Origin of the sequence: Acinetobacter sp. A47 (assembly GCF_000805455.1) — a bacterium.
Taxonomy (GTDB): domain Bacteria; phylum Pseudomonadota; class Gammaproteobacteria; order Pseudomonadales; family Moraxellaceae; genus Acinetobacter.
Window position 1 is genome coordinate 53,405 of sequence record NZ_JSUS01000071.1, and the last position, 19,709, is coordinate 73,113.

Consider the following 19,709-nt stretch of genomic DNA (forward strand, 5'->3'; position numbering starts at 1 on the left):
TCCTTACTCTGCCTTTGCTTGCTGTTTGGCAATTTCCTGATTGCGTAATAAAAAACGCTGAATCTTGCCACTTGGTGTTTTTGGAAGTTCGGTCACGAACTCGATCAGTCGTGGATAAGCATGGGCTGACAGGCGTTTTTTCACAAACTGGCTCAGCTCTTCTGCCAACTGTTCTAAAGGCCGGAAACCCGCAGCCAGAATCACAAACGCCTTCACCACCTCGGTTCGCTCCGGATCAGGCACGCCGATAACCGCCGCTTCAACCACGGCATCATGCTCCAGCAAGGCACTTTCCACATCAAACGGCCCGATGCGATAGCCTGAGGTGGTGATCACATCATCACTGCGCCCGACAAAACTCATACTGCCATCGGCATGTAACTCGGCAGTATCACCGGTCAGATAGTAATGCCCGACAAAAGGCGATTTACGGCTTTCCTTATAGCCGCCAAACCACATCATCGGCGACTGGCTGACATCGACCGCTAAAATTCCCGGCGTATCTGCAGGCAATTCCTCACCCTGCTCATTGACCACCGCAACGCGATAGCCTGCGCTGGCAAAACCGGCTGAACCGGCACGAATGGTATGAGTTAAACCATGATGGTTGCACACCACCATACCGACTTCGGTCTGGCCATAATGATCATAAATCGGTGCATCCAGCACCTGCTTAAACCAGCGAATCACTTCCGGATTGAGCGGCTCCCCTGCACTGCTGACCACACGGAACTGGCCTTTTAGCGATGCCATCTGTGCCGGATCAGCCGCCATCATCATCCGGTAAGCTGTGGGTGCACCTGCCAGATTGGTAATCTGGTAATCCTTGACGATCTGGCACAGGCTATCGGGACTAAAACCACCTTCATAGAACAAGGTGGCATGACCCAAGAACAGTGGCCCGGTGATGGCATAATACAAACCATAAGCCCAGCCCGGATCGGCAATATTCCAGAAGGCATCTTGTTCTGTCAGACCAATGGCATCTTGCATATAGCGGCCAAACGCCAGCAAGGCTTTTAATGGCACTTCTAACGGTTTGGCGGGCCCTGTGGTACCCGAGGTAAACATCAGCAAAAAAGGATCCTGAATACTTCGCATCACCAGTTCGCATTGATCGGGCTGCTGTTTGACTTTATCCCAAAAGTCAAAGTCACCTGACTTCAGTGGTGTACCGTGTGAATCAGCCACTGTGACAATTGCGGGACAATCTGCAATCTCATCCAGTTTGCTGCGGTTGGTCACATCGGTCACCACCAGCTTGCTTTGTGCCAGTTGCAGACGATGCTCGATTGCCTTCGGCCCAAAAGCTGTGAACAAGGGCTGATAGACCGCACCAATACGCCACGCCGCGAAAATGGTGACCAGCAGTTCTGGTGTTCTGGGCAAGAGCCCTGAAATACGGTCACCCGCCTGCACCCCTTGTGACTTTAAAAAATTGGCAAACTGGCTCGACCATTGCTGCAACTGGCGAAAGCTGTATTGTTGCTTACGACCATCTTTACCTTGCCAGTACAACGCGATCTTGTCGTCATGGGCATGCCGGTCACAACATTCATAACAGGCATTCAGTGCCTGCATTGAACCGGATAACATCTGTTTTGCGGTGCTTTCCAGATCAAAAGCCTGTACCGTCTCTTTATAATCCAACATTTATTTTTTCCCTCAGTCTCTGGACTGATGTTATTCATGACAGGGTTTTATTTATTAAAGGCCATCCTTCGGCCATGCAATTAGACTTCTGGCGGCAGGTATTGCTGAATAATGCTGGAAAAATCAAGATGTGCGTTACCACGCATGCACATCTGCTGATACAGCTGCTGCACCATCCCGCCCAACACCACAGGTTGCTGCACCTGTCCGGCTGCCTGCACCGCCAGCCCCAGATCTTTCAGCATCAACTGGGTGGCAAAACCATCCTGATAGCCCCGTGATGCAGGCGCATTTTCACTGATATGCGGCCACGGATTACAGACTTCCGAACTCCAGCAACGACCGCTTGAGGTGTTGATTACACCTGCCAACGCTTGTGGATCAATACCAAGTTTGGCACCGAGGGCCATGCCTTCTGCCACCGCCGCCATGGAAATCCCCAAAATCAGGTTATTGCAGATTTTGGCAATCTGACCTGCACCAACCTCCCCGCAATGCACCACGTTTTTCCCCATGTGACCAAGTACCGGTTTCACCTCTTCAAAGGTCTGGTCATTGGCACCGACCATAAAGGTCAGCGTACCCGCTTGTGCACCAATGGTGCCGCCGGAAACCGGCGCATCACAGATATGAATGTTTTTAGCTTGCGCAACTGCTGCAATGTCCTTGATGGTTTGCGGGTCAATGGTACTGCTGTCAATACATAAGCTGCCGGCTTTCAGCACTTCCAGCACCCCATTGTCACCCAGGTAAACGTCTTTAACATGCTTTGCTGCAGGTAACATGCTCAGCACCACATCGGCCTGTTTCGCCGCTGCCTGCGGACTGTCACAGACCACACCACCTGCCTCGGCAAAGTGTTGCAAGGCCGCCGGGCTCAGGTCATAACCATAAACGCTAAGTCCGGCTTTAAGCAGGTTCTGGGCCATTCTGCCGCCCATATTGCCTAGACCGATAAAGGCGATATTCATCCGTGATCTCCTTAACGTAAACTGATGGTGGTATTGACAGCGCCAACTTCGTGGCTGTCTTCAAACCAGCGGCTGGTAATGGTTTTGGTCTGGGTATAGAACTGCACCGCCTGTTTGCCGTAAGGGCCCAGATCACCGAGTTTTGAACCACGGGAGCCGGTAAAGCTAAAGAATGGTACCGGTACTGGAATCGGAATGTTGATGCCCACCTGACCGATATCAATCAGGTTCTGGAAAGTACGCGCAATCGCACCACTTTGGGTGAATAGCCCGACACCATTGCCAAATGGATTGGCATTGATCAGCGCAATCGCTTGTTCCAGCGTATCGACGCAGATAATTGACAATACCGGGCCAAAGATTTCTTCTTTATAAATGCGCATGTCGGTATTCACGCCACTAAAAATCGTCGCCCCGACAAAGTTGCCCGACTCATAGCCTGGCACCTCAACCTCACGGCCATCCAGTAACAATTCTGCACCTTGCTCGATCCCGCTATTGATCAGATCCAGTACCCGGGCTTTGGCACGTTTTGAAATGACCGGGCCAATATCGGTATTCGGCTCATGCCCTGCATTGACTGTTAAAGTCCTGGCTTTTTCCACCAGTTCCGGAATCCAGTGCTTGCTGTCACCGACCATCACCGCCACCGACAAGGCCATGCAGCGTTGCCCTGCTGCACCAAAAGCGGCACCGACCAAGGCATTCAGGGTTTGTTCCTTGTTGGCATCCGGCATTACCGCGACGTGGTTTTTCGCGCCCATCATCGACTGCACACGTTTGCCATGTTGTCCTGCAAGGTTATAGACATGGGTGCCGACCGCAGTCGAACCGACAAATGAAACTGCTTTAATATCAGGATGGGTACATAGGCGATCCACCACTTCTTTACCGCCATGCACCACATTGAGTACCCCTGCCGGAATACCGGCCTGAAGCGCCAGCTCTACCAGCATCATGGTCGACAACGGGTCTTGTTCAGAGGGTTTTAAAACAAAGGTATTGCCACACACGATCGCCATCGGAAACATCCACAACGGAATCATGGCAGGGAAATTAAACGGGGTAATGCCTGCGCACACGCCCAATGGCTGCTGCAAGGTATAGGTATCGACCCCACGCGCCACGCCTTCGACGTATTCTCCCATCTGCAAGGTGCCAACGGAACAGGCATGCTCCACCACCTCCAAGCCCCGCTGGATGTCCCCTTCGGCATCGGCCAGGGTCTTGCCCTGTTCTGCGGTCAGGACCTGCGCAATTTCCTTCATGTTGGCCCGGATCAGCTCTTGCAGTTTCAGCATGATGCGCATACGTGCCTGTACCGGGGTTTGGCGCCACGATGCAAAAGCGTCTTGTGCGGCCTGGAACGCAGCATCCACTTCCTGAGCTGTAGCAAACGGCACCCGACCAATCACCTCTTGTGTTGCAGGATTGATAATGTCTTGCCAGTGCTGGGTTTGCGATTCGATAAACTGACCGTTAATGAGTAACTTGGCGGTTTGCAGCTGGATATTCTGGATCGTATTCATAACCTCTCCATAGGTCATCTTGTTATTGTGTTTGCTTATTGGACATACGCTCGGGGGATATTTCCCTGCTGGCGCTTTTATCTGAGACTAACAAAGAAAACTTTGACCACCAATGCAAATTCATGCACGATTATTGTGCAAATATGCACAGGGAATACCATAACAATGAAAGTAGATTGGGATCACCTACAGTTTTTTCTGGTTTTGGCAAGAACCAAGACCCTGACCAGTGCCGCACGCGTGATCGGGGTCGAACACAGTACCGTGGCCAGACGGATTCAGGCACTGGAACAGACCTTAGGCACTCCCCTGTTTAAGCGTGAAGCCACCGGGTATGAGCTGACGCTGGAAGGAATGGCACTGGTACCCCGGGTTGAACAAATGGAACAGGCCTTTTTGCAGATTGAAAAGCCCGATCAGCCTTTGCAAGGACGTGTGCGAATTGGCACACCGGAGGGCTTTGGTACGGCATTTTTAGCGCGTTTGCTGGCCGAGTTTTCGATCCAGTACCCGTTACTCACCATCGACCTGATTCCGGTTCCGAAAATGATCAAGCTGTCCCATCGTGAAGCGGATATCGTGGTCTCGATTGAACGTCCAAGTTCGGGGCCTTATATCATTACCCGGCTGTCAGATTATGGTCTAAAAATTTATGGCAGCCAGCGCTATCTGGCACAACATCCGCCGATTCAGACGCTGGAAGATTTGCCCCGGCACCGTTTCGTCAATTATATTGATGATCTGGTGTACAGCCCGGAGCTATATTGTCTGGAACGGCTTCCCTTGAAACTCAATGCCAACTTCCGGAGCAGCAGTATTCTGGCGCAGCAGATTGCAGTCAGTGCAGGCGCCGGACTGGCCATTTTGCCCAAGTTTCTGGCTGACGATAAACCCGAACTTGAAGCCGTGCTAGAACAGCAGGTGCGTTTTACCCATACCTTCTGGATGCTGACCTTTGTCGATCTGCAGCATGATCCACGGATCAAGCTGGTCTGGGACTATTTACGCCAGCAGGCTGACCAATATCAGCAGTTACTGCTCGATTAAACCCCGCCCCATAAAAAAAGCCGATCTATACAGATCGGCTTTACCTGTGACCGTACAGTTTTACTGCATCACTTCACGACCCAGTTTTTTCATGCGGGGCTTATACAGCAACTGATAAGTCACCGCCAGCAGCAAGACCCAGAGCGGACTGACATACAGTGCTTTTAAGGTATCGGGTTCCAGTGCCAGAATCACCAGCGCAAAAAGCAGGAAGGCGATTACCACATACGACATGAAGATACCACCCGGCATTTTAAACTTCGACTGGGCATGCAGTTCCGGACGTAACTTGCGGTAACGGATATAGCACACCATGATCAGGCTCCAGACACTGATAAACAGGATCACACACAGTGAGCTGGCCAGGGTAAAGGCTTCAATGGTATTCGGTACAAAGTATTGCAATACTGCCCCGCCCATGATGAACACACAGGAAAAGATCAGACCATTGGCCGGTACGGCGCTTTTTGACAAACGTGCAAATGCCTGTGGCGCCTGACCGTCTTTAGACAGGCCAAACAGCATACGGCTGGTCGAGAAAACCCCACTGTTCATGGAAGACATCACTGAAGACAGGACCACCAGATTCATGATAATGGCCGAGGTCACAATCCCTGCATTCAGGAACAACTCCACAAACGGGCTCTTGTCTGCGCGAATCATATTCCACGGCGTGACCGACATCACCACCAGCAAGGCCAGCACGTAAAACAGGATAATCCGAACCGGAATGGCATTGATCGCTTTGGGCAGGTTCTGATGCGGGTCCTTGGTTTCAGCGGCAGTGGTCCCGATCAGCTCCACTCCCACAAAGGCAAAGACGGCGATCTGGAAACCTGCCAGAAAACCATCCAGCCCTTTAGGGAACATGCCGCCATGCGACCAGACATTACTGAGTGATGCAACCGCGCCATGCGGGGCATGGAAATGGCTAAAGATCATATAACCGCCGACACCGATCAGCCCGACAATGGCCAGAATCTTGATCAGGGCAAACCAGAATTCAATTTCACCAAACAGGCGTACCGTCAGCAGGTTCAGGAACAGCACAAACAGGACACAGCCGGCACTGATCGCAGCCTGCCCGATCGGGGTAAACATGGTGCCTTCAGGCAGCCAGAAGGTTAAATAATTGATCACTGCAGCCAGATCGGCAATCCCGACCAGTACCCAGCCCAGCCAGTAGGTCCAGCCCAGATAGTAGCCGGCCCACGGGCCAATCAGGTCATGGGCCATATCGACAAAAGACCTGTAGTGTAAATTTGCCAGCAATAGCTCGCCGAGAGCACGCATCAGAAAGAAAAACATCCCGCCAATAATCATGTAAATAAACAGAATGGACGGGCCTGCCAGTGAAATGGTTTTGCCTGAGCCCATGAACAGGCCGGTACCGATGGCACCACCAATGGCAATCAGTTGCAAATGGCGATTGGAGAGTTTGCGTTGTAAGTCTTGGGGCGACTGTTCGCCGTCTGACTGTTGAGATGTAACCGTCATAACAAAAGTTCCTTTTTACACATTCCTGATGAGCCAGCCTGTGATTGTTGCGCTGTGAACAGCGGCTCACTCCTGCGAGCCGGCTCATTTTTAATTGCAAGAAAATACGTATCTCACTACGTTTTATCTACTGCAAATACGTTACTTTTCTTCTTTTTTTATATTTTTTAAGCAAAAACAAAGCAGATTGCTTTATTTTTGTGCTGCGATCACTGCAATTTCGATCAGCCACTTTGGATTGACCAGATCGGCCTGAATGGTGGCACGTGAAGGTGCAACATGACCTTTTAACCAGTCCACCCACAGCGTATTAACCACAGGAAAATCGGCAAGGTCCTTCAAGAACAACTGGGCAGACAGCAAACGTGACTTGTCCGTTCCTGCCGAAGCAAGCAGCTGATCGATGGTTGCCAGGACTTCACGGGTCTGGCCTTCAATATCCAGATCGGCATTTTTCGGCACCTGACCAGATAAATACACCACCTGATTAAATACGGTCACTGCGCTCATTACTTCAGTGCTATTGAGCTTTTGAATATCCGAATTTGACATGAATGTTTCCTTATTCTTGATTGATAAAATTGACGCGTGCCGTCACGCCACACATCAGTTCATAACCGATGGTGCCTGAGGTCGCGGCAACCTCGTCGATCGGTAAAACCGTGCCGCTCGACGAAGTTCCCCATAACACCACTTCACTGCCCACCCGGGCATCAGGAACCGGTGTCAGGTCGACTGCCAGCATGTCCATGCTGACCCGTCCAATGGTTCCGGTACGGACGCCATTGACCAGTACTGGAGTGCCGGTTGCGGAAATACGCTGATAACCATCGGCATAGCCACACGCAACAATACCGATCGTGATCGGCTGTTCGGCCACATAGCTGGAACCATAGCCGACACTTTCATGAGCATTGAGGTGCTGGATCGCAATAATTTCACTGCGTAGGCTCATGGTCGGCGCAAGGCCCCAGTCCTGAATGCTGTGTTGAGGGTAATCCGGGGAACTGCCATACAGCATGATACCGCCACGGACATAGTCCGATTGCAAGCGGGTCTGGTATCTTAAGATTGCAGCACTGTTGCTGACCGACCTTTCACCCGGCAAATCCTGAATGGTGGCCTCAAATTCACTGAGCTGATAATCAATGCCCTGCTGGCCAAAACGTTGTCCATCGGCATCAGAAAAATGCATCATATGGGTAATACGGGCCACTTTGTCCAGCTGGCTCAGTTGCTGCCAGATGTCACGATACTGCTGCGGTTTGAAACCCAGACGGTTCATGCCGCTGTTCATTTTCAGGAAAATATCAAACCGTGCCGGCTCGGAATGTTGCTGCAACCAGTACAGTTGCTGCTCGCTATGTACCGTAAAACTCAACTGGTAGCGGCTACAGTCAAACAGGTCTTGCGGAGAGAACACCCCTTCCAGCAACAGGATCGGGCTAGTCCAGCCCAAAGCGCGCAAACGCTTTGCCTCTTCAAGATCAAGCAAGGCAAAACCGTCTGCGGTTTTAAAAGATTCATAGACACGTTCAATGCCATGCCCATAGGCATTGGCCTTCACCACCGCAAAAACTTTACTCTCGGGCACCAGTTTTCTCACCACCGCCAGATTCTGGCGTAGGGCTTGAGCATGGATGACCGCCGTAATCGGACGAGGCATACTAAACTTCCTTGTAAACCGGGATTATGCTGCGTGTGAATAACGCTGGATCGACAGGCCATCTGTACTGATGTCCGGACGATGGTTCAGAACCAGATCACTGATCAGTTTTCCGGAACCACATGCCATAGTCCAGCCGAGGGTGCCATGACCGGTATTCAGGAACAGGTTGCTATATTGTGTTGGCCCAATGATCGGGGTACTGTCCGGTGTCATCGGACGTAAACCGGTCCAGAACGATGCCTGAGCCAGGTCGCCTCCCGGGAACAGGTCCTGTGTCACCATTTCCAGCGTGGCACGTCGGTCTTCTTTCAAGCCAAGATTAAAGCCACTCAGCTCGGCCATCCCGCCAACACGAATCCGCTGGTCAAAACGGGTCAAGGCAACTTTATAGGTTTCATCCAGTACCGTTGATTGCGGTGCATATTTCGGCTCGACAATCGGAATGGTCAGTGAATAGCCTTTTACCGGATAAACAGGCAGGTTCAGCCCAAGCGGTTTGAGGAAATCACGTGAATAGCTACCAAATGCCAATACATAGCGATCTGCCGTCAACACTTCACCATTGACTTTCACGCCCTTAATCTGGTCGCCTTCCACAATCAGGTTTTCGACATTCTGGCCGAACCTGAATTCGACACCCAGCTCTTGTGCCAGTTTGGCCAGCGCATTGGTAAACAGGAAACAATCACCGGTTTCATCATTTGGCAAATGCAGGCCACCCACCAGCTTGTCGGTATGGGCCAAGGCCGGCTCTACGCTGGCAAGTTCCTGTGCATTGAGCAAGGCAAAGTCAACGCCACATTCTTTAAGCACCTGAATGTCACGTTGTACCGCTTCAAGCTGCGCTTCACTACGGAATACCTGCAAGGTACCTTTTGAACGGTTTTCGTAGTTAATGCCGGTTTGTGCCCTTAAGTCACGCAAGCAGTCACGGCTATACTCTGCCACACGCATCATGCGTTCTTTATTGACCGCATAACTTTGCGGGTTACAGTTTTTCAGCATCTGGGCCATCCACTGCAACTGCCACATGCTGCCATCAAGATTGATCGCTAAAGGGGCATGATGCTGGAACATCCACTTGACGGCTTTAAACGGAATACCGGGCGCTGCCCACGGGGTTGAATATCCTGGGGAGATTTGGCCTGCATTCCCGAAACTGGTTTCTTTTGCAGGGCCAGATTGACGGTCAAGTACCGTCACTTGCGCACCTTGCTGTGCAAGATAATAAGCACTTGCCACACCAATGACGCCACTTCCTAAAACGATTACGCGCATAGTCGATCCCTCACGCACACACTAGTTTATTTCACTAGTATATTTTTGGATCAATAGTTTTTTTAACTGATTTTATGGCTATAATCTAGGTAATTTCATATTTTCGTCACGGAAAAATTAAAATAAAAGGGAATACATCATGCGTAAATTAGACCGGATTGACCGCCTGATTCTGGAGATCTTGCAACGGGAGGGACGCATCGCGATCAGTGAACTGGCCTCGCGGGTAAACCTGTCTACCACTCCCTGCTCGGAACGGGTCAAACGCCTAGAACGTGAAGGTATCATCATGGGTTACTATGCCCGGCTCAACCCTGCATATGTTGATCGTAACCTGCTGGTCTTTTTAGAAATCAAGCTGTCAGCCAAATCGGGAGACGTATTTGATCAGGTCGCCAGAGACCTGGTGGATATTCCGGAAGTGCTGGAATGTCACCTGATTTCAGGGGAGTTTGATTATCTGGTCAAAGCTCGCCTTAAGGAAATGAGTGCCTACCGGCGCCTGCTGGGCGATTTGCTGAAAAAACTGCCGGCTTCGGCCTCATCACACAGCTATGTGGTGATGGAGGAAGTCAAGGAATCGTTATATCTGGATATGGGGGTTTAAGCTGAACCCTAGTACAGCAAAAAGCCCTAAAATCAGGGCTTTGGTACTTTCATCCAGAAGTTCTTGCCATAATAGGCACCATTGAGCTGGGTTTTTTCAATCAGTTTCAGCCTGAAAAAATGAAAGTAGGCTTCATCTGGGGGGACAGGATTTTTCCAGAACTGGTCCAGACCGGTTTGTACGGTCAGGCCCGGTAAATCATACAATGCATGCCCCAGGGTTTTTACCGGAATATGATGATAAAGTGCCTGAATGCCGGTGGTGCTGTTAATTGTGACCAGACCTAAACCATGTTTTAACAGGGTCGGCAAGTGAATATCACAGAAATAATGCACACGCTCCTGTATCCCCAGCTTTTTTGATAAATCGTGAATCAGCTGCCCATAATGCCGGTAGCCACGATCCATCGGATGGTGCTTCAGAACCAGATGATGCTGCGGCTCTGCATGACGGGCAAACGAGCTAATCACCTCTGCAATACAGTCCCGGATATCCTGATAATCACTATGTACCCGCACCTGAGAATCGTTATGCACCTGCAAGGTATAGATAAAATAGTTCTTGTCATGCTGCTGTATAAAGGCGTCAAAACGCTTGGGCTCCAGCAGGGCATTCTTGAAGCGGCGTAACATGGCCATAAGCCAGTAACCCAGCTCTTGTAGCGGATTATAGCCACGGTGATGCTGGTAAAAGGGATAGAGCCAGAACAACAGGGCCCAACACAGATAATACTGGAAACCGCTCCACAGCATCAGGTGATAGTGGTTGTCACTGGCTTCCCGATGCAGTTCTGGCACCACCTGATCCTGATCTGCTAAAAACTGCTGCTTGAAGCTGGAAAAATTGTTTACACCACCCTCTTCAAAGGTCAGGTAATCTGGCCGGATATAGCCTTCTTCAAAGACATAAAATTGAATACCCAGTTGCTGGGCGACGGCATAGGCCTGCTGGTGATAGTAGCGGCAATCGCCAAAGCAGACTATTGCATCAATCTGATTTTCTTCGATTTTATGAGCAAGCCATACCCCGAAACCGGCAGCTTTTTTACGATAATGCCAAATGTTCGGGCGTGCATGATAGTAACGCCAGTCTCCGGCATTAAAATTTACCTTAAAACATTCAATCTGCTGGGTTGTGAGCCAGTCTGACAAATCAGTAAAAAATGATCCTATTGGCCCTTGCAGTAAAACCACCTTTCTGGATGCCAACAGTCCATCTAAATAAATAGACAATAACTTAACCCTAAATCTTCATTTTCAATTCACGCAAGCGTGTAAACATCCATGACCAAACACTTGATGGAGATTTATCAGTCGTTTGCTGTAGTTTGCATATATGTTCCAGTACATGCTCAGGAGTTACCAGCGGTACCTGTAACTGGCGGGTATGCGGTAAATTGTAAACGGGATACTCCACCAAGACGCTAAATGCTAATTCATCTACTGTTAAATTGCGTTGTCGTCTCGTACATTTATGGCGATCAACCGTGACCCCCCATCCTGCATAAAAAGGCATGCCGTAACAGTATACTTTAATATTTCTTAAGAGTGCTTCAAATCCAGATAACGAGGTAATCGTGTGCAGTTCATCAATATATTCAAATAGCGTGATGATTGATACATTTTTTTCGAGCTGATCGACGATGTCCTTGATCTGTTCCCAGGCAATCTTGCCCTTTCTTAGCCCTTCCTCAACGTCCGGATGCGGTTTATAAATAATATACGCATCAGGGTTGGTGCGACGTACTTCCTGGATCAGCGCCAGGTTGGTTTTAATATCGATGCCGCCCAGCCGGATCGACAAATCATCTTCCACCTGCCCTACCACCAGAATCACTTTCTTTTTATGATCAACCGGTTGCATAGCCTGTGTCGCCTGCATCCCGACATTGTACTTGGTCAGTTTATTGTGGATGATTTGCTGTACCAGCTGCCGGATACGCTGCTGCTGTTCAGCATCAAGCCGGACCTGATTCAGCAACTGTTCCAGACGGGAAGGCCGGGTCGCATCGTAATAAATCCCGACATCATCAAACACCAGTGAAAAAGGCCTAATCAGTTTAGCTCCCAGTCCTAATGAGCGCAAAAAACCATCTTCCACCGTCCAGATGTTCTGGAAACCTTCCGACCGCAATAAAGCCGCTTTTTTACCCCACGCCACAACCGGCTGGCTTTTATCCGGCTTCAGCCATTGCTTAAATCGCAGCTCGACCTGCGGGAAGTCGAGGAAATCCCGGATAAAATGCCTTTTCCAGCGGCTAAAGCCATAAGCCACCAGTTTGCCTTGCGGTAACTGTTTCTGAAAATGCAGATTTGGTGACAAAATCGCGAGGAGGTCTTCCAGCTCACATAAATGCCCGGACACCGGAGAAACATATCTGGCATAGTCCAGATAAGCCGCAACAAACAGTTGCTCCCGCGTTTTGGGCGGTTGCCGCCGGCTCTGAACCGCTCCGGCCTGTGCCTGCCGATCCTGCGTCAGTCCCCAGCCTGCATACCACGGCCAGCCAAAACAATGTACCGGCTTGCCACACAGCAATGCTTCAAAACCAAGCTGTGAGCTGACCACATAGACTTCATCCATCTGCTGGCACAACTCAATCGGGTTATAGTTTTCTGCCAGTACCCTGATATGGTCAGAGTTGAAATCTTCAAGGGAAAAATGGCCCCGGGCCTTACCTGCCAGCACATCTGGATGGGTCTTGACCCAGATGGTGGCCTCCGGATGCTCGCTGGCCGCCTGTTGCAGCATGATTTTAAACTGTTGCGCCGTTGCCAGGGCATAGCGAATCGACTGGTCTCCCAGGGTCTGGTCCACGACCAGTATATTTTTTTGGTTTTTAAATCTGGTCCGATCTAGCGGCTCATAATGCAAATTATATTTGGTGATGCCTTGGGTTAAAATTTTCCGGATTAAAGCCGCTGCCCGTTGTTGCTGTTGTTGAGAAAGGCTGCTCTGTAAGATTAATTTTTCCAGATCAGATGAGCGGGTAGCATCAAAATAAATGCCTGACTGATCTGTAACAATAGAAAGGGGCTGATAACCGGCCTTACCCAAACCGAGCGAACGGATAAAGCCATCTTCTGCACATAAGACTTGACCGTTATGCTCTTGTGCAAGTTTCTCGGCCTGTGTAAAGCTTTTTTTACGTCCCCATCCCCAAAATAGCCTGTGTTTTCCGACCATTGGGTATTTTTGGATAGATTGAATTAAAGATAGATATAAATCATTGTTTTTAAAAAAATATATTTTCTTAATCCCGAATGGAATGTAATCTAACATGTGACCATTTACAATGTTGATGTCATTTATTTACTATTATATCACATATTCTTTTCAAAAATTTTTCTAACCTATGGCGGGGGATATTTGAAACTAAACCACTAATTCAAATTAAGTTTTTTAATGGAAAAATCAATTAACATATTAGCTGTCTTAGATGATTTTACTTTTACAGCCCTCAAGCTGGAGGCACATGTAAATTTAATCTCATACCAGCATTGGTTCTATCACTTTTTCCCGGGGAAAATCGATTTTGTTTTAGTTGAGTCTGCATGGCTGGGGCAAAAACGCAAATGGCAGTACCATATTGCCGATTATCCGGAACACCCTGGTCGTAACAACAATAAACTCAAGACACTGATCCAGTGGGCGCGGAAACATGGTATTCCGACCATTTTCTGGAATAAGGAAGACCCTTATCACTTTGATCAGTTTATTGATTCTGCCGGCTTATTCGATTTTATTTTTACCACCGACAGTGCTTCTGTTGCTAACTATCAAAGCCGTTGCCCGAACTCTAAAATCCATTACCTGAATTTTCCGTTTCAGCCAAAAATTCATTATCCCGCACCGATCAACCAGACAGTTTCGCGTTCCAGTTTGTTTATTGGAAGCTATATGCATCACATGTTTCCGGAACGACGCGAATGGCAGGATTTTGTATTTAAAGCAGCGGCTCCGCATGGACTATGCATTATTAACCGGCATGACAGTAAAAAAGATAAAAACTATAAATTTCCGGCAGAGCTAAAGGCTGAGTATTTACATTCGGTCCGGTACTGCGAGACAGGACAGGTTATGCGCCAGTTCCAGCAAATCATTAATGTCAACTCCGTAACCACCTCGCCGACCATGCTGTCAAGAAGGGTGGTTGAAGGTATGGCCTGTGGCCGGCTGATCATTAGTAACCCAAGCCTGGCACAGCAGAACCTGTTCCCTGATTTATGTGAAGTGCTGGAAACACCGGAACAGGCCGAGGCACTATTTAGCCAGTTAAGTTATGGTTTAACCCGGCACCAGCAAGACAAAGTACGCTATGCTTGTGATCATGTCTTTACCCACTATACGGTAAAGCTATGGTTAAAAGAGCTGCTTAAAATCTGTCAAATCGATCATCCGTATCTATATGCTTAAACTATTTTTTCCGTGCAAGAAACAGCCTGCCCAGCAGTCGATGGATGTATCGATCGTGATTCCGGTCGACCTGAATTATCGCAGTCAGGATATTTTGCAACGGATCAAGACACTGGTTAAAACTACAGCACGGCATCCGGTGCGGATTATTTTGGGATGTAATGCGCAACCTGCAGCTGAAGTGCGCAAACTGGAAAAACTGATCGCCAGTCACGCTCATATCACGCTGGTGCTAGACCAGAGTGCCAGTGGACACCTGTCCAGATTAAGAAATATTGCGCTTGCCCAGGTACAGACCCGGTATGTGTTTTTTCTGGATATTGATATTCATTTTAACCTTCAGCAAATCCGGAATGCCTTGGCGCAAGTACAGCAGCATCCAGCACAACTGTGTATGTACCCCTGCCTGTATTTGAGTAAAAAAGGCAGTAAACAGATACGCCGACTGTCACTGGCAGCGTTTAAACAGGCATATTATGATTTTAGGCGTGACCTGATATTACATCTGGCCTTCCCGTCTTCGATTATTGTGACCGACCTGAAATCGGTTCAGGCCATTCAAGGTTTTGATGAGCAGTTTATTGGGCATGGTTATGAAGACTTTGACTTTATGCTACGCCTGTTCCGGCATAAAGGCCTAATAGACGATCAACCAGACTTACTGATTGATCAAACCTATCTGGCTCCCATGATGGCAACGGGGTTTAGAGCAATTCTGGCCAAGAGCCAACTCGCACAGTTGCTTCAAAAAGAGTATTTTGTACATATTTATCATGCGAAGGATAAACAGAGCCTTTATCACCAGCAACGCCAAGCCAACCAGCAACGCTTTGATATGAAGCTCAAGCAACAGATCAAGCAAAATACAGCTACTACTGATACTGCCCCGCCTTATTTGTTTAAAGCCTTTTGTGATTTATTACAACAACAGCAGCTGGAACGCTCTGAATATGCCGCACTTTGGGCAGAAATTCAGGGGCATAAGTTTAGAAATTAATACTTTAAAAAACATAAATAATACTGAAACAACCCCAATGATTTTTCTAAGTTGTTAAAATAAATCTTAAGAGATTTTACAGTATTAGACTGAGGCCGATGCAAAAACGTACAATTCGACTGAAAGAACTTGGTACCAATATTAATAAGCTATATACGCCAACCTTAGAATATCTAGAAAACTGTCCTCTTCTTAAGAAAAATGAAATATATGAAATAAAAACTGATGAGGAAGGTAATCAGTACAGTATTTTTGGAAACCAATCTGAGAATAAAATTTTTTTGTTAGGAGCTTCTACAGTCGAATGCCTTTATATGGGTAGTAGCAAAAAGCTACATTCTGTCTTGGAAAAAACTTTACTTATAAATGGATATAATTACGAGGTTAAAAATTTAGGAACCTCGGGAACACATACTTTAAATATTATAAATTTAATAATTAATAAGCTAATTGATAAGGCTGGCTCTACTGTAATCTTAGTTCTTCCATCTAATGATGAAGGACCGTTACAATATGAAAAGAATTATTTTTCTTCTCATGTATATCATGCAACTATTTTACCAGCATTAGATAAAAAGGTTAAAAGAGAAGTAGATATTAATGCCGAACTCTATACTAGAAACTTAGGTCTAATAAAGGGTATATGTGATCAATTAAAATTAAAGTTATTTATTACTTCAATCTGCTATACAAATGAGGCTGCTAATTTAAATAGATTAAACAGTATAGCTAAAGAATACTGCTATAATAACAGCATTCCTTTTTTGGACTTAGAAAAAGACTTTCAAGAAAATCAAAATTATTTTTATGATAAATTACATTTTCTTCCTGAAGGTGCTGCTTACTTTTCAGAAAAACTTTTTAATTTTATTAAGGATGAGCTTACTCAAACCAATGAGAAAAATCTAACATTCTTAGATTTTAAATATAGTCATATCTTAGAAAAAAACATGGTTTGGAGTGAAACTATAACAAATATAAGCCATAAAACCAAAATTAAACTAATAATTGATTTTGAACAAATTGATACTTCAAAAGCTCCCGCGCTTTATGCAGTCGATTACTTTTGTACACCCACAAGTACAACATTAATTAAATCTGCAAACCCTGAAATAGGATATTATAAATATATTACAGGTAAGCCTAAAAAAAGAATTGAAAGAGTATTAGATATAGATATTCCTAATAATTGTGAAAAGCTTAAAGTTGGTATTCGCTCTTGGGAAGGTAAGGGAATTATTATACACAATGCATTTCTATCTATAATAAACTAATTAAAGTTTAATTTTAATCAACTTTAATGAATCTCATATCTTTAAAAGAAATATTAAATTTTTTATGAGGTTCATGAAATTTATACATTCCAAACTTTAATCTTAATTTAGAATCAATATCATTTCTGTCTTCTGGATATCCCATATTACCTGCCCAATTTAGAATTTGCTTATTATTTTGATAAATTAATATCTCTCCTTTCATCTCTTTAGTTATTTTAAAGTTCACTCTAAAATTTTGCCATTCACCTCCTAATTTAACGTTTACTAAGTTTTTCCCTGCAATATGATTTTCAGGATTTCTAATCATAAAGGTAGCACGATCATTTGTTCCCCTTTTCATTCTCAAACCGAAAATAGGTGAATATTGAGGTGCCTGCCAAAGTTGTAACAAATAAAAAGATTCATTGGTAATATCAGAGTCTGGCAATACCTTTAACTTAAAATCAATTTGATATTCATGACCAAAAACGATTTTAGGATTTGCAAAAGTTAACTCAACTCTATCACTTTTATTTTTTTTAGTCGAAAAATATGAGCTTAATTTAAATTGTTCAGGTACTGCTGGAACTGAAAAAACTATTGCATCATTAACTACTTTAGGCGCAATTACATTACCTTGACATTTCCCCGAAAGCTTACCATTATTTTTAGAAATATAGTTGCCACCACTTCCAATAACTTCTGAACATTTCTCAGGACTTACTATCTCTGAGGCTCTAATCATAGAGAAAGGGCTTAAAGTAAGACATAAAATGAATATTCTCAAAAACATTCTATTTCCTTTTAAGTAAAATCCTATTTTTGACAATGTATATTACCAATATAATCTTAAAAAACCCTTAACCCATAATTCAGTTTAAAATTTATCCTAGACCATTGTACTGATGAATCCTCTTTATTACGTCTAGATAGTTATGTTCAACAAGATCCATAATAGTATCCTTTAATAAATTATGTGTTATCAATGTTTTAATAACTAAATGCGTCCCATGTTTTACAGGAACCAAATAAGGTAAAGGATAGGCTTTTAAAATTATATCTTTTATAAACCTTACATCACCATTATCTAAAGGATCAAAAATAATAAAGACAGGCTTAGTTGTTTTAGGTACTTTATCTATAGGTACATGCTTATACTCAATCTCTTTATAATCTGGATGCCTAATAGAAGGATGAACTAGAAGTTTTGGTGCTCCTGCAATAATTGTTGCATCTATTACTCCTCCAAAATAACAAGCACAATACCCCCCTAAGCTTGTTCCATAAATATAAGTTTTTTTATCTTTTGTTCTAGGCTTAACAATTCTTTCAAATAACTCTATATTTAAATCTTGATATTGATTCTTATCATGTTTATGTAATGCAATTAGATTCCATCCATTTGATAAAAGAAACTCAGCACCAAATGGAGAAGTAGTTTTATTAGTTTGAGAAGAATTGAAAGTGACAAATGTTATATTTGAATCTTGATCATATTCAGTAATTTTTATCTTTCCATCTTCATATAATAATTCCTCTTTTATGACAAAGATTCGACCGTATTTATCTAAATAGAAAAATCTTTTTAAGGTTATTTTATCTTTTTCTAAAGTTGTATTTTCACATTCTGGACGATTAAACAACTTTAGGCAATAAACCTTATTTCTATCTAAAACTACATCTATGCTAGAACTAGTATTTTTAGTGTAGGACTTTGCTGCTAATCTCTTATTTCCTCTTAATATATAAAAAGCAAAGTCCGAACCTAAGTTCTTTTTTACATATACTGTAAAATTACTATCTGTGTAAGTAACTTTCTCAAAATCAAAGCTCATAAAATTATACCTTAAGCAAATTAAATACAACTCTCAATTTGAGAAAAATTATCACCTATAATACTTATCAATAAACTATTATCAGAAATAGATTCTTTAATATCTCCAATACGTTGATCTTTATAAGTAGGCTTAATATGCTCTGAGTTATACTTTCTCTTTAGAATATTAACCAACTGATTAACTGTAGTACTCTTACCTGTACCAGTACAAACAACTAAAAAATTATTACTATCAATATCATGATTCATAAGTTTTATATTTGCTTGAGCTACATCTTTAACATATATAAAGTCACGGTATTGTTCACCATCGCCATAAATGGTTATTGGAAGTTCTTGCTTAATACGATCATCAAATATAGAAATTACTCCACTATACTCGCTATGTGGATCTTGTCGTGGGCCATATACATTAAAATATCTTAAAGCTATACATTCTAAGCCATATTGATAAGCATATAGCTGCATATATTGTTCAGTAACAAGCTTCTCTAAACCATACGGTGAAATCGGTCTAGTCACTGACTTTTCATTTTTTGGTAAAGTAGGCTCATCTCCATAAACAGCTGCACTACTAGCAAACAATAAACGTTTTACAGCATTCTTCCTTGAAGCTTCAAGAACACTTAATGAACCCCTAATATTAACTTCATTCGTAAATATTGGATTTTCTACAGAAGTTTGAACTGATGCTATAGCGGCCTCATGAAAAACATATTTAATATTATGCTTTTTCATGACTTCACATAACTCATCATGATTGCAAATATCTAAATTATAAAAAATAAAATTATTTGAAATACCTTTTAGGAAATCAATGTTCGATTGTTTACCGGAGTAAAAATTATCAACTCCCACAACAATGTTGTGGGGCTGTCTTAATAACTCTTCACAAATATGAGAACCGATGAACCCAGCTGCGCCAGTAACTAAATATATCTTTTCCATGACA

General features: G+C 44.9%; 17 protein-coding genes. 5 read left to right on the forward strand and 12 right to left on the reverse strand.

Features of this window, described 5'->3' with window-relative positions; all coding sequences use genetic code 11:
* Positions 1-3: 3 nt before the first annotated feature.
* The 3 genes from OC23_RS15610 to OC23_RS15620 form a co-directional block, all read right to left on the reverse strand.
* Positions 4-1,653 carry an AMP-binding protein gene (locus tag OC23_RS15610; protein WP_038345863.1) on the reverse strand — a complete coding sequence of 550 codons (1,650 nt, stop codon included), beginning with the start codon at positions 1,651-1,653 and terminating at the stop codon, positions 4-6.
* An 80-nt stretch (positions 1,654-1,733) separates the two neighbouring features.
* Positions 1,734-2,624 carry a 3-hydroxyisobutyrate dehydrogenase gene (mmsB, locus tag OC23_RS15615; RefSeq protein ID WP_038345865.1) on the reverse strand — a complete coding sequence of 297 codons (891 nt, stop codon included), beginning with the start codon at positions 2,622-2,624 and terminating at the stop codon, positions 1,734-1,736.
* 11 nt (positions 2,625-2,635) lie between these two features.
* A complete protein-coding gene (locus tag OC23_RS15620) occupies positions 2,636-4,153 on the reverse strand; it encodes a CoA-acylating methylmalonate-semialdehyde dehydrogenase (RefSeq protein WP_038345867.1) in 1,518 nt (505 codons plus the stop codon).
* Positions 4,154-4,318: 165 nt separating this feature from the next.
* Between OC23_RS15620 and OC23_RS15625 the strand changes: the two genes are divergently transcribed.
* Positions 4,319-5,200 (forward strand): LysR family transcriptional regulator, encoded by an 882-nt coding sequence (locus OC23_RS15625; protein WP_038345869.1) that lies wholly within the window; start codon positions 4,319-4,321, stop codon positions 5,198-5,200.
* 60 nt (positions 5,201-5,260) lie between these two features.
* On the opposite strand, the gene OC23_RS15630 is transcribed toward OC23_RS15625, so the two are convergent.
* The 4 genes from OC23_RS15630 to OC23_RS15645 form a co-directional block, all read right to left on the reverse strand.
* Entirely contained in the window at positions 5,261-6,697 is a 1,437-nt protein-coding gene (locus OC23_RS15630; protein ID WP_038345871.1) for an amino acid permease, read from the reverse strand.
* 192 nt (positions 6,698-6,889) lie between these two features.
* Positions 6,890-7,249, reverse strand: a complete 360-nt coding sequence (locus tag OC23_RS15635; protein WP_038345873.1) for a RidA family protein — start codon at positions 7,247-7,249, stop codon at positions 6,890-6,892.
* A gap of 10 nt (positions 7,250-7,259) precedes the next feature.
* A complete protein-coding gene (alr, locus tag OC23_RS15640) occupies positions 7,260-8,363 on the reverse strand; it encodes an alanine racemase (RefSeq protein ID WP_038345875.1) in 1,104 nt (367 codons plus the stop codon).
* A 24-nt stretch (positions 8,364-8,387) separates the two neighbouring features.
* On the reverse strand, positions 8,388-9,644 hold the full coding sequence (locus tag OC23_RS15645; protein ID WP_038345877.1) for a D-amino acid dehydrogenase: 1,257 nt from the start codon (positions 9,642-9,644) through the stop codon (positions 8,388-8,390).
* 139 nt (positions 9,645-9,783) lie between these two features.
* Between OC23_RS15645 and OC23_RS15650 the strand changes: the two genes are divergently transcribed.
* Entirely contained in the window at positions 9,784-10,251 is a 468-nt protein-coding gene (locus tag OC23_RS15650; RefSeq protein WP_038345879.1) for an Lrp/AsnC ligand binding domain-containing protein, read from the forward strand.
* A 32-nt stretch (positions 10,252-10,283) separates the two neighbouring features.
* Here OC23_RS15650 and OC23_RS15655 read toward each other — a convergent pair whose 3' ends face one another.
* Both OC23_RS15655 and OC23_RS15660 read right to left on the reverse strand, forming a co-directional pair.
* The gene (locus OC23_RS15655; RefSeq protein ID WP_038345881.1) at positions 10,284-11,483 is read right to left on the reverse strand and encodes a capsule biosynthesis protein; all 1,200 of its coding nucleotides are present in this window, start codon (positions 11,481-11,483) and stop codon (positions 10,284-10,286) included.
* 10 nt (positions 11,484-11,493) lie between these two features.
* Positions 11,494-13,437 (reverse strand): capsular polysaccharide biosynthesis protein, encoded by a 1,944-nt coding sequence (locus OC23_RS15660; protein WP_227505568.1) that lies wholly within the window; start codon positions 13,435-13,437, stop codon positions 11,494-11,496.
* Between the two features lie 219 nt (positions 13,438-13,656).
* On the opposite strand from OC23_RS15660, the gene OC23_RS15665 reads away from it, so the two are divergent.
* From OC23_RS15665 to OC23_RS15675, 3 genes are all read left to right on the forward strand, one after another.
* Entirely contained in the window at positions 13,657-14,667 is a 1,011-nt protein-coding gene (locus OC23_RS15665; RefSeq protein ID WP_038345885.1) for a hypothetical protein, read from the forward strand.
* A complete protein-coding gene (locus tag OC23_RS15670) occupies positions 14,660-15,664 on the forward strand; it encodes a glycosyltransferase (RefSeq protein ID WP_038345887.1) in 1,005 nt (334 codons plus the stop codon). Before OC23_RS15665 ends, OC23_RS15670 begins: the two co-directional genes overlap by 8 nt.
* A gap of 98 nt (positions 15,665-15,762) precedes the next feature.
* The gene (locus OC23_RS15675) at positions 15,763-16,938 is read left to right on the forward strand and encodes an SGNH/GDSL hydrolase family protein (RefSeq protein ID WP_038345889.1); all 1,176 of its coding nucleotides are present in this window, start codon (positions 15,763-15,765) and stop codon (positions 16,936-16,938) included.
* A gap of 13 nt (positions 16,939-16,951) precedes the next feature.
* Here the strand turns inward: OC23_RS15675 and OC23_RS15680 are convergent, their stop codons facing one another.
* The 3 genes from OC23_RS15680 to OC23_RS15690 form a co-directional block, all read right to left on the reverse strand.
* On the reverse strand, positions 16,952-17,713 hold the full coding sequence (locus OC23_RS15680) for a heparin lyase I family protein (protein ID WP_038345891.1): 762 nt from the start codon (positions 17,711-17,713) through the stop codon (positions 16,952-16,954).
* A gap of 91 nt (positions 17,714-17,804) precedes the next feature.
* Positions 17,805-18,755 (reverse strand): alpha/beta hydrolase, encoded by a 951-nt coding sequence (locus tag OC23_RS15685; protein WP_038345892.1) that lies wholly within the window; start codon positions 18,753-18,755, stop codon positions 17,805-17,807.
* Between the two features lie 20 nt (positions 18,756-18,775).
* Positions 18,776-19,705, reverse strand: coding sequence for an NAD-dependent epimerase/dehydratase family protein (locus tag OC23_RS15690; RefSeq protein WP_038345895.1), 930 nt, complete (start codon positions 19,703-19,705; stop codon positions 18,776-18,778).
* Between the last annotated feature and the right edge of the window lie 4 nt (positions 19,706-19,709).

What these genes read in the sequence shown, in the direction of transcription:
- OC23_RS15610 (WP_038345863.1), bottom strand. Translation starts at nt 1,653, where the DNA reads ATGTTGGATTATAAAGAGACGGTACAGGCTTTTGATCTGGAAAGCACC.
- mmsB (WP_038345865.1), bottom strand. Translation starts at nt 2,624, where the DNA reads ATGAATATCGCCTTTATCGGTCTAGGCAATATGGGCGGCAGAATGGCC.
- OC23_RS15620 (WP_038345867.1), bottom strand. Translation starts at nt 4,153, where the DNA reads ATGAATACGATCCAGAATATCCAGCTGCAAACCGCCAAGTTACTCATT.
- OC23_RS15625 (WP_038345869.1), top strand. Translation starts at nt 4,319, where the DNA reads ATGAAAGTAGATTGGGATCACCTACAGTTTTTTCTGGTTTTGGCAAGA.
- OC23_RS15630 (WP_038345871.1), bottom strand. Translation starts at nt 6,697, where the DNA reads ATGACGGTTACATCTCAACAGTCAGACGGCGAACAGTCGCCCCAAGAC.
- OC23_RS15635 (WP_038345873.1), bottom strand. Translation starts at nt 7,249, where the DNA reads ATGTCAAATTCGGATATTCAAAAGCTCAATAGCACTGAAGTAATGAGC.
- alr (WP_038345875.1), bottom strand. Translation starts at nt 8,363, where the DNA reads ATGCCTCGTCCGATTACGGCGGTCATCCATGCTCAAGCCCTACGCCAG.
- OC23_RS15645 (WP_038345877.1), bottom strand. Translation starts at nt 9,644, where the DNA reads ATGCGCGTAATCGTTTTAGGAAGTGGCGTCATTGGTGTGGCAAGTGCT.
- OC23_RS15650 (WP_038345879.1), top strand. Translation starts at nt 9,784, where the DNA reads ATGCGTAAATTAGACCGGATTGACCGCCTGATTCTGGAGATCTTGCAA.
- OC23_RS15660 (WP_227505568.1), bottom strand. Translation starts at nt 13,437, where the DNA reads ATGGTCGGAAAACACAGGCTATTTTGGGGATGGGGACGTAAAAAAAGC.
- OC23_RS15665 (WP_038345885.1), top strand. Translation starts at nt 13,657, where the DNA reads ATGGAAAAATCAATTAACATATTAGCTGTCTTAGATGATTTTACTTTT.
- OC23_RS15670 (WP_038345887.1), top strand. Translation starts at nt 14,660, where the DNA reads ATGCTTAAACTATTTTTTCCGTGCAAGAAACAGCCTGCCCAGCAGTCG.
- OC23_RS15675 (WP_038345889.1), top strand. Translation starts at nt 15,763, where the DNA reads ATGCAAAAACGTACAATTCGACTGAAAGAACTTGGTACCAATATTAAT.
- OC23_RS15680 (WP_038345891.1), bottom strand. Translation starts at nt 17,713, where the DNA reads ATGTTTTTGAGAATATTCATTTTATGTCTTACTTTAAGCCCTTTCTCT.
- OC23_RS15685 (WP_038345892.1), bottom strand. Translation starts at nt 18,755, where the DNA reads ATGAGCTTTGATTTTGAGAAAGTTACTTACACAGATAGTAATTTTACA.
- OC23_RS15690 (WP_038345895.1), bottom strand. Translation starts at nt 19,705, where the DNA reads ATGGAAAAGATATATTTAGTTACTGGCGCAGCTGGGTTCATCGGTTCT.